Genomic DNA, 9,037 nt, shown 5'->3' with positions numbered 1-9,037 from the left:
TCTGTTCGCGGACGGTCGATTTCGTTTCCATGGATCGAACTTTATCTACTCATAGATAGATAATCAAGATCTTTTTTTATGGGGTGCGATGAAAGGCCTGACGGATCCCGGGTGTCGGCACGCGTGCCGCTGTTGAAGTTCGTAGATTCTGCTAATTGTGTCCGCTCGCGTGCTAAGTAAGTCGGAGGATTTTTAACCTAGGAAGCACCCTGCGGCGCGTCAAGCGTAGCGGCTCGACAAGATCGCTGCCGGGAAGGAGGAGAATTCCGGCACACGTGGTCCTACGCGCATCGCACAAGGGTTGGCGGGAGGATGCGGAAGTGTTTCGGGGCGGAAGGCAGCAGATTCCAACCACCGCTTGCACAGGGCCGGCAGGTAAGACTCCCGCGATCGCAAATGGCTTCCTGCCCACGATCCTACCCATATTCGGCGCGGCGGCAATCCAACTCATACTAAAGTGCGCCAAGGCCAAGCTCTTCCGATTCATACTTGGCGGATCGGATCGCCTCATAGAAGCTCGATTCGATCGCGACTTCCTTCCGGTCGACATGAACGACCCACGCGTTGAACATGAAGCGCCAGCGGATGCGCCGCTCTTCGAGCATCGCCGCAAACCATCTCCATACCGAAGCATCGTCCGCGTTCGCGGTAGCCGCGGCAACCATTCGTGCCTCGCAGATTGCCTCCCAGCCCAGTGAAGGATCGCATATCGAAATCATGATGTCAGATGATTTTTCGCTCGTGCAATGCGTCGATCTCTTCTTCTCTCAGTCCCAGCCATGCGCCCAGGATCTCATCGGTCTGTTCGCCGAGCCGCGGCGGCGGACGAAGATACTGGACCGGCGAATCGGACATTCGGATCGGATTCGCCACGAGCGGCACGCTGCCGGCCGATGCATGCGGCATCTCGATACGAATGCCGCGCGCCTTGACCTGTTCGTCCGCGAATACCCGGTCGAGCCCATTGATCGGCCCGCACGGCACGCCCGCCTCCTCCATCGCGATGACCCACTCGTCGGTCGACCGGCACGTGGTCACTGCGCCAATCAGCGCGACCAGTTCGTCGCGATGCTGTACGCGTAAAGGATTCGTCGAGAAACGTGCATCGCTCGCCCATTGCGGCTGACCGAGCACCGCACAGAGACTGGTGAACTGGCTGTCATTGCCGACCGCGATGATCATGTGGCCATCGGCCGTCGGAAAGTCCTGGTATGGCACGATGTTCGGATGTGCGTTTCCCATCCGCCGCGGCACGATGCCGCCGACCAGGTAATTGGCGGCCTGGTTCGCGAGCGCGGCGATCTGCACGTCGAGCAGCGCCAGATCGATGTGTTGTCCGCGCCCCGTGCGCTCACGATGGGCAACGGCGGCCAGCACGGCAACGGTCGCATACAGCCCCGTCATCACGTCGGTCAGCGCGACGCCGACCTTCACCGGGCCGGCACCTTCCGTGCCGTCGGCGCGCCCCGTCACGCTCATCAGGCCGCCCATCCCTTGTATCAGGAAGTCGTAACCGGCACGTGACGCATACGGGCCCGTCTGCCCGAACCCGGTAATCGAGCAGTAGATCAGGCGCGGGTTCTCGGCGCCGAGCGTCGCGTAATCCAGCCCGTACTGCGCAAGGCCACCGGCCTTGAAATTCTCGAGCACGATATCGGCCTGCTGCGCGAGTTGCCGAACCAGCGACTGACCGTCCGGCCGGCTCAGATCGACCGCGATCGAGCGTTTGTTGCGATTGGCGCTCAGGTAGTACGCCGATTCGCCCGTCGACTGTCCGTCTTCGTCGAGGAGCCACGGCGGGCCCCACGCCCGCGTGTCGTCGCCCGTCCGGGGCCGCTCGACCTTGACGACATCGGCGCCGAGATCGGCGAGAAGCTGGCCTGCCCACGGCCCGGCCAGCACCCGCGACAGATCGAGTACGCGGAGGCCGGCCAATGCGCCTTGCTGTGCGATCGTTTCCATGGCGGCTCAGAATGCGGCAATGCCGGTGATCGCCCGGCCGAGGATCAGCGCGTGGATGTCGTGCGTACCCTCATACGTGTTCACGACTTCAAGATTCACGAGGTGCCGTGCGATGCCGAATTCGTCGCTGATCCCGTTTCCGCCCAGCATGTCCCGCGCGACCCGCGCAATGTCGAGCGCCTTGCCGCATGAATTGCGCTTCATGATCGACGTGATCTCGACGGCCGCCGTGCCTTCGTCCTTCATCCGGCCGAGCCTCAGGCAACCTTGCAGACCGAGCGCGATCTCGGTCTGCATGTCGGCAAGCTTCTTCTGGATCAGTTGATTCGCGGCAAGCGGCCGGCCGAACTGTTTGCGATCGAGCACGTACTGCCGAGCGCGATGCCAGCAATCCTCGGCAGCGCCGAGCGCGCCCCACGCGATACCGTAGCGCGCGCTGTTCAGGCAGGTGAACGGCCCCTTGAGACCGCGGACTTCCGGAAACGCGTTCTCTTCCGGGCAGAACACGTCGTCCATCACGATCTCGCCGGTGATCGACGCACGCAGCCCGACCTTGCCGTGAATCGCCGGCGCCGACAAACCCTTCCAGCCCTTCTCCAGCACGAAGCCGCGAATCGCGCCTTCGTCGTCCTTCGCCCAGACGACGAAGACGTCGGCGATCGGGCTGTTCGTGATCCACATCTTGCTGCCTGTCAGGCGATAGCCGCCGTCGACCTTTCGCGCGCGCGCCGCCATGCCGCCGGGATCGGAACCGTGATTCGGCTCGGTGAGCCCGAAGCAGCCGACCAGTTCCCCCGATGCCAGCTTGGGCAGGTATTTCTGGCGGATCGCTTCATTACCGAATGCATGAATCGGCACCATCACGAGCGACGATTGCACGCTCATCATCGAGCGATAGCCGGAATCCACACGTTCGACCTCGCGCGCGACGAGGCCATAGCTGACGTAGTTGCTCCCCGCGCCGCCATAGGTGTCCGGAATCGTGATGCCGAGCAGGCCGAGTTCGCCCAGCTCGCGGAAGATCGCCCGATCGGTCTCCTCGCGACGAAAAGCATCCAGCACGCGCGGTGCGAGCCGCTCCTGACAGTATGCGTTCGCGGAATCGCGCACCATGCGCTCCTCTTCGTCGAGCTGCTGGTCGATCAGCAGCGGGTCGTCCCATTGAAACGAATTCGATTTGTGTGCATTGGTCATTTGTTGATCGCCCGCGTGAAGGTGTTACGCCAACTTTATTCGCCACGTAGCGCCAAAACAAACGATTTGTTTGCACCGACATGTGCAAAAATATCACTCGTTAATTTCATTACTCACCTGGACACGCATCATGCGCCGCACGATCCCCTCCACAACGGCCTTGTCCGCATTCGAGTCCGCCGCTCGCCACCAGAGCTTCACAAAAGCGGCGGACGAGCTCGCCGTCACGCAAAGTGCGATCTGTCGTCAGATCGGTGTGCTCGAGGAATTTCTCGGCGTGAAGCTGTTTCGGCGCACCCGACGCGGCGTGACACTGACCGAAGCCGGTGCGGCGTACAGCCGCCGTGTGGCATCGAGACTCGATCAGATCGAATACGACGCGCTGGAGATGATGGCGACGGGCGGCAAAGGCGGTACCCTGGAGCTCGCGGCCGTGCCGACCTTCGCAACCCGTTGGCTGCTGCCGCGCATGCCGGCGTTCATCGATACGCATCCGGACATCGCCGTCAATCTGACCGCCATGCCGCGTCCGTTCATGTTCGATGCGACAGGGTTCGACGCGTCGCTCCACGCAGGCCCCGCGCCGTGGCCCGGTACGGCCGGCGATTTGCTGATGCAGGAAAGCGTGATCGCGGTCGCCAGCCCGAAGCTGGTCGCGTCGCGCACCCAGCCGACCCAGGCGGACTGGCGGCGCTATCGGTTGCTGCAGCAAAGTACGCGGCCGTACGCATGGCGCGAGTGGTTCGCGGCGCAAGGACTCGAAATGGAAGGCGACCTGTCCGGACCGCGTTATGAACTGTTCTCGATGCTTGCGGAAGCGGCGTCGAGCGGAATCGGAATCGCACTGATTCCTCGCCTGCTCGTCGAGGACGAACTATCGAGAGGGACGCTGGTTCAGGTCGGTCGCTACGAACATCCGACCGGGAATGCGTACTTCCTGATCTACCCGGAAGCCAAGGCGGAAAGCTCGACGCTGGCGGCGTTTCGGGAATGGCTGAGCGGCGAAGCGCGACGATACAACGAGAACATTGCGCACATGGCTCAATCACGCGGTGCTCGGCATCACCGGCGCGCACAGTGACTGCATCTGATCGAAACAGCGTTTCGCAAGTGTGCGCCTCAGCTGAAGCGTATGGGCGGCGAACCGGCTTCGTCGCCGCGCCTATAACCTACAGAACCTCGCAAGCGTCGTCGAAATCGAGCCGCGGGCTGCGGGGAAACAGGCCGTCCGGATCGCCATACCCGAGGCAGCAAAGAAAGTTCACGCGCAGTGCCGTCCCGTCGAAGAACAACTGATCGACCCTGGCCGCGTCGAACCCCGAGAGCGGCCCGCAGTCGAGACCGAGCGTGCGCGCCGCCATGATGAAATAGCCACCCTGCAGCGAGCTGTTGCGAAAGCATGTATCTCGCGCCAGCTCCGGTTGCTCGATGAACATCTTCCCTGCACCCGGCCGATGCGGAAACAGCTTGTCGAGCTGCGTGTAGAACGCCACATCCTGCGCAATGATCGCAACGACCGGCGCGGTACGCACTTTCTCGACGTTCCCCGTAAAAACAGCCGACAACAACTTTTCGCGCGCCAGCAGCGACCGCACGAACACGACGCGCATCGGCGAGCAGTTCATGCTCGTCGGGCCCCATCGGGTCAGTTCGTACAGGTCACGCAGCACCGCATCGGGCACCGCTCGGTCCAACCACGCGTTCTGGCTGCGTGCGTCGGTAAATAGCTGCTGGCGCGCGCGGGTATCGAGCGGCTCGCTCATTCCGTTTTCCTCCAGATCGACCATCGAAAGGCCATGCGCGCGCATCACGTGCGCGTCGCACCGACCATGAAGAACGCCACGATCGCCGGGCTGTTCCCCTTGTTGCGCCATGCGTGGCGCGTGCCGTTCTGCACGACGACATCCATTGGCCCGAGCCGGGTCGCCTCCCCGTCATCGAGCTCCAGCCAGATCTCTCCCGACAGCACGATCGCATAGTCGACCGTTTCGGTCGCATGCATGCCTGGATGGTCAGGCTCGAACGTCGCTGCAAGATCCGGCATGCGCGCGACACATTCGTTTGCCGCTGCTGCCGGATCGAACTGCGGAGCCGCCATGACCTGATCCGGCGGAAAGGTGACGACCAGGAGACTGGTCGCGCCGGCCGGCGGAATCAGGGTGTCTTTTCCGACCGTCGGATCGGCCGTCGTCGCCATCGACGGAGATGCCGCGGTCGTCCACACCTGTGCGAATGCATGTCCGGGAATGGAGTCGAACAGGACAGTCCGGGGTGTCGGGCCATCGGAAATCACGACGGACCGGCCGTGCGGATCACGGCCGGTCACCACGCGTCGAATGTGCATGAGTTGCCTCGCTGTAAGGAAACGCTTTCGGCCGACGACACCCCGGCGCCGATGTGACGCGGAAGTGTCGCCGATGTGCTTTACGGACAGATCACGTAGTTGCTGAAGCCGCCATTGCGATTCTCGATCCCGCCCAGCGCGACATTGATGTCCTCCAGCTTGAACGTGCAGTGTTCGAAGACCGACAGGTCGACGACGCCGGATTCGACCATGTCCGCCATTTCCTGTCCTTGCCCGGCCGTGAACCACGCGGAGCCGCTCAGGCGCTGGTCGTTGTCCATCATGTAGTGAAGATTTACCGGCACGTCGCCGGCAACCGCGCCGACATTGACGAGATGGCCGCCACGGCGCAGCGTCTTAAGCGATTCTTGCAGCGTCGTATGCGGTGCGCCCGGTCCGAGCGCATCAATCACCGCATCGACACCTTCCCCGCGCGTGATGCGCGCCGCCCATGCGTCGACCGGCTCGTCATCGAGCGCCAGAATCTCGATGCGATCCGGCGCAATCGCCTTCACGCGCTGAAGCAACTCTTTGTTGCGTGCGGTACCGAGAATCTTCCGCGCGCCAAGTGCGAGCCCGAACAGTGCAACCCCGATACCGAGCGTCCCGCTGATGCCGTTGATCAGGATCGTGCTGCTCGGCCCGACTTCCGCCTTCTTCAGCGCACGATAGGCGGTGCCGAGATAGCCGAACCGCGCCGCGGTCTCATGGCTCAGGTTGTCGGGTATCTTGACCAGGCTGTATTGCGGCGCGGTCATGAACTCGCACAGCCCGCCGTACGGATAGTCGTCGAAGATGGCCTGCGATCGCTGGCTGAACCCGAAATAGCCGTTGAATGTGTAGTACGGACAGGCCGTGGTATCACCCGAGCGGCACGCGCGGCAACCGCCGCAATAGCGCGCCGGATTCACATAGACGCGGTCCCCCACGTTGAACGCATGGACCTGACTGCCAACCTCCTCGATCACGCCCGTCGCGTCGAGACCGAAAATCGCCGGCAGCCGGGGCAGCGGCAGGTGGGGAAACCATTTCTGCCAGTTGCTCAGCACGTTGCCGAGGTTGGGCACGATCCCGCAAGCCTTGACTCTCACCAGCACGTCGGTCGGCCGCGGCGACGGCACCGGGATGTCCTCCACCACCATCGGTGCGCCGACATCGTGCATACGTGCTGCTCGCATCATCTTCGTCATGTCTGTCTCCGGTCTATCACTCTTCGTGTATTCGCCACACAGTCACTGGCCCGGCCATCTACCCGCGACACGGACCACGCTCAATGCATGATATCAATTTTTATGCACAAAAACACAGATTCCGCCTGAACTTCATCGCAGGCCGTCGAGACCCTTGACGTCCGACGCCGCGAGGCCGCCCAGTCGCGCGTGCACGCGCCCGCCGGTCGCCATCGCGAGTGCGAACGCGATCTCGTTGCGGCGCGGGCCATCCCAGACGGTTAGCTCGCACGTGCCATAGTGACTGCGGACATAAGACGCCTGAATATGGCCCAGCGGAACCATCAGGCGCGTACCGACGCCGCCGATCGTCTTGGCCGACGGCACCATTGCTTTCGGCTGGCCCAGCGATTCCCGCATCGCCCAGCCGCCGGCTTCATGCCATACGGCGCCATGCTCGAGTTCGCCATCCTCGCCGACGATCGCGCCCTTTCCGTACGCCTGGACGTTCTCCGCGCCGCCGAGCAGCACCACGAGGCGCGACGAGAGGTCATGCCCGAGTTCGCGCAGCGCCTGCATGAACGGCAGCAGGTCGGGCTCGTACCGCCCCGCATACGGATTCGCGACGACGGCGGTCGCGACCGCAACCCGCAGCGGCTCGCTCACGCGCTCCCCCCCTTCGTGCCAGACCTCCTCCACATCGAGCTTGATCTTTCTGACATTGACCAGCGGCATCTTTCTGCTCCACGGAAATTGTTCGGATCGCCGGGAGCCAGTTTGTGCTCCCGTGCTTGCATTATATCCATTCCGATGTAATATGCATAAAAACATGTTTTATGCCCAAACGGAGGAGCAATGAAACTCGTGTCGTATCGCCGGGCCGGCAAGGCCGCTTTCGGTGCAATCAAGGAAGAAGGGATCGTCGATCTCGCGTCGCGCATGCCGGCGCTGGCCGATCTCGCTTCACTGCTCGCGGATGACGCGGCGCTGGACGAAGCACGCCGGCTCGTCGCCGCGGCCGCGGCCGCGGATTTCCCGTCGGCCGATGTCGAGCTCGAGCCGGTCATTCCACGCCCGAACAAGATCATCTGCGTCGGCATCAACTATGTCGCGCACGCAGCGGAAGCCGGGCGCACGGTCGGCAAGTACCCTGTCATCTTCCATCGTTACGCGGAAACCCTGTTGCCGCACGGTGCGCCGCTGATTCGTCCGACCATTTCAGACAATTTCGATTTCGAGGCCGAACTCGCGGTCGTCATCGGCCGCGGCGGTTCGCATATCGCACCGGAAGACGCGATGAGCCACGTTGCCGGCTATACGTGCTTCAACGACGCCAGCGTCCGTGATTGGCAGTTCCATACGCACCAGTACGGGATGGGCAAGAATTTCCGCGGCACCGGCGCGCTCGGCCCGTGGCTCGTCACGGCCGACGAAATTCCGGACTACCGCGAACTCTCGGTACACGGCCTGTTGAATGGCGAACAGATGCAGATCGGCAAGCTGTCCGAACTCGCCTTCGACATTCCGGCCCTGATCGCATACGTATCGCAGGCGCTCGACTGGCAGCCGGGCGACATCCTCGCGACCGGCACCCCGAGCGGGATCGGCTTCAAGCGTCAGCCGCCGGTATTCCTGAAGCCCGGTGACACCTTCGACGTGGTGATTCCGGGAATCGGCACGCTGTCGAACCCGGTGGCCGACGAAGCGTGAGCGATACTCGAACAATCAGGAGACGATCATGGCGGCACTGCCGAAAATTCAGTTCACTCACTGCGGCATCTTCTGCAGCGACCTCGACCGGATGGTCGACTATTACCGCAAGGCACTCGGGTTCGTGATCAGCGACAAGGGTGTCGCGTCGACCGGACACAATCTGTACTTCATGACGCAGGATCCGGAAATCCATCATCAGCTCGTGTTGTTCGATGGAAAGCCCACCGACCTCCCCTTCAACCCGGTCAACCAGCTTTCCTTCCTGCTCGATTCGCTGGACGATCTGCGCACGTATTACCAACGCGCGAAACGTGCGGGCGTCGCCGGTATCGAGCAAGTCGATCACGGCAACGCGTGGTCGATCTATTTCAAGGATCCTGAAGGCAATCCGATCGAACTCTACGTCGACAGCCCGTTCTTCACCGCGCAGCCTTGTCGCGAGCCGCTCGATCTCGATCTCCCGAGCGCTGAAGTCCTGAGACGGACGGAAGCGATGTGCCAGCGCCGCCCGGGCTTCCTGACGCGCGACGCATGGATCGCGGCAATGCGCGACCGCATCGCCGCCCAACGCACCGCATTCGACGAATAGACATACCAATCCGTAGCGTCCGCCGCATTCGACGGCAGGCGGACGCCACCCTGTGAAACTGGGGGA

Annotated in this window: 10 protein-coding genes; 3 read left to right on the top strand and 7 right to left on the bottom strand. The window is 62.7% G+C overall.

Annotation, left to right across the window (positions count from 1 at the left end):
* Nucleotides 1-452: 452 nt before the first annotated feature.
* From DIE06_RS02935 to DIE06_RS02925, 3 genes are read right to left on the bottom strand one after another with little or no spacing between them, the layout of a single operon-like run.
* Entirely contained in the window at nucleotides 453-665 is a 213-nt protein-coding gene (locus tag DIE06_RS02935) for a hypothetical protein (protein ID WP_234745145.1), read from the bottom strand.
* Nucleotides 666-723: 58 nt separating this feature from the next.
* The gene (locus tag DIE06_RS02930; protein WP_050011183.1) at nucleotides 724-1,962 is read right to left on the bottom strand and encodes a CaiB/BaiF CoA-transferase family protein; all 1,239 of its coding nucleotides are present in this window, start codon (nucleotides 1,960-1,962) and stop codon (nucleotides 724-726) included.
* 6 nt (nucleotides 1,963-1,968) lie between these two features.
* A complete protein-coding gene (locus tag DIE06_RS02925; RefSeq protein WP_050011184.1) occupies nucleotides 1,969-3,156 on the bottom strand; it encodes an acyl-CoA dehydrogenase in 1,188 nt (395 codons plus the stop codon).
* 130 nt (nucleotides 3,157-3,286) lie between these two features.
* Between DIE06_RS02925 and DIE06_RS02920 the strand changes: the two genes are divergently transcribed.
* Nucleotides 3,287-4,237, top strand: a complete 951-nt coding sequence (locus DIE06_RS02920) for a LysR substrate-binding domain-containing protein (RefSeq protein ID WP_050011185.1) — start codon at nucleotides 3,287-3,289, stop codon at nucleotides 4,235-4,237.
* 88 nt (nucleotides 4,238-4,325) lie between these two features.
* Here DIE06_RS02920 and DIE06_RS02915 read toward each other — a convergent pair whose 3' ends face one another.
* The 4 genes from DIE06_RS02915 to DIE06_RS02900 form a co-directional block, all read right to left on the bottom strand.
* Entirely contained in the window at nucleotides 4,326-4,919 is a 594-nt protein-coding gene (locus DIE06_RS02915; protein WP_050011388.1) for a malonic semialdehyde reductase, read from the bottom strand.
* 44 nt (nucleotides 4,920-4,963) lie between these two features.
* Entirely contained in the window at nucleotides 4,964-5,353 is a 390-nt protein-coding gene (locus DIE06_RS02910; RefSeq protein ID WP_260433510.1) for a cupin domain-containing protein, read from the bottom strand.
* A 227-nt stretch (nucleotides 5,354-5,580) separates the two neighbouring features.
* Entirely contained in the window at nucleotides 5,581-6,690 is a 1,110-nt protein-coding gene (locus tag DIE06_RS02905) for an alcohol dehydrogenase catalytic domain-containing protein (protein WP_050011187.1), read from the bottom strand.
* Between the two features lie 132 nt (nucleotides 6,691-6,822).
* On the bottom strand, nucleotides 6,823-7,404 hold the full coding sequence (locus DIE06_RS02900; protein WP_089489213.1) for an amino acid synthesis family protein: 582 nt from the start codon (nucleotides 7,402-7,404) through the stop codon (nucleotides 6,823-6,825).
* Between the two features lie 120 nt (nucleotides 7,405-7,524).
* Here DIE06_RS02900 and DIE06_RS02895 point away from each other — a divergent pair, with 120 nt between their 5' ends.
* Both DIE06_RS02895 and DIE06_RS02890 read left to right on the top strand, forming a co-directional pair.
* On the top strand, nucleotides 7,525-8,379 hold the full coding sequence (locus DIE06_RS02895) for a fumarylacetoacetate hydrolase family protein (RefSeq protein WP_124660030.1): 855 nt from the start codon (nucleotides 7,525-7,527) through the stop codon (nucleotides 8,377-8,379).
* Nucleotides 8,380-8,407: 28 nt separating this feature from the next.
* Entirely contained in the window at nucleotides 8,408-8,971 is a 564-nt protein-coding gene (locus DIE06_RS02890) for a VOC family protein (RefSeq protein WP_050011190.1), read from the top strand.
* Nucleotides 8,972-9,037 lie beyond the last annotated feature (66 nt).

This window comes from Burkholderia sp. Bp8998 (assembly GCF_003854235.1).
GTDB lineage: Bacteria > Pseudomonadota > Gammaproteobacteria > Burkholderiales > Burkholderiaceae > Burkholderia.
The sequence above is the reverse complement of the archived record's forward strand: the minus strand, read 5'-3'. Positions and strand labels throughout refer to the sequence as shown.

Coding starts and splice junctions, on each gene's coding strand:
- DIE06_RS02920 (WP_050011185.1), top strand. CDS start 3,287: ATGCGCCGCACGATCCCCTCCACAACGGCCTTGTCCGCATTCGAGTCC.
- DIE06_RS02910 (WP_260433510.1), bottom strand. CDS start 5,353: ATGGCGACGACGGCCGATCCGACGGTCGGAAAAGACACCCTGATTCCG.
- DIE06_RS02930 (WP_050011183.1), bottom strand. CDS start 1,962: ATGGAAACGATCGCACAGCAAGGCGCATTGGCCGGCCTCCGCGTACTC.
- DIE06_RS02890 (WP_050011190.1), top strand. CDS start 8,408: ATGGCGGCACTGCCGAAAATTCAGTTCACTCACTGCGGCATCTTCTGC.
- DIE06_RS02915 (WP_050011388.1), bottom strand. CDS start 4,919: ATGAGCGAGCCGCTCGATACCCGCGCGCGCCAGCAGCTATTTACCGAC.
- DIE06_RS02905 (WP_050011187.1), bottom strand. CDS start 6,690: ATGACGAAGATGATGCGAGCAGCACGTATGCACGATGTCGGCGCACCG.
- DIE06_RS02900 (WP_089489213.1), bottom strand. CDS start 7,404: ATGCCGCTGGTCAATGTCAGAAAGATCAAGCTCGATGTGGAGGAGGTC.
- DIE06_RS02935 (WP_234745145.1), bottom strand. CDS start 665: ATGGTTGCCGCGGCTACCGCGAACGCGGACGATGCTTCGGTATGGAGA.
- DIE06_RS02925 (WP_050011184.1), bottom strand. CDS start 3,156: ATGACCAATGCACACAAATCGAATTCGTTTCAATGGGACGACCCGCTG.
- DIE06_RS02895 (WP_124660030.1), top strand. CDS start 7,525: ATGAAACTCGTGTCGTATCGCCGGGCCGGCAAGGCCGCTTTCGGTGCA.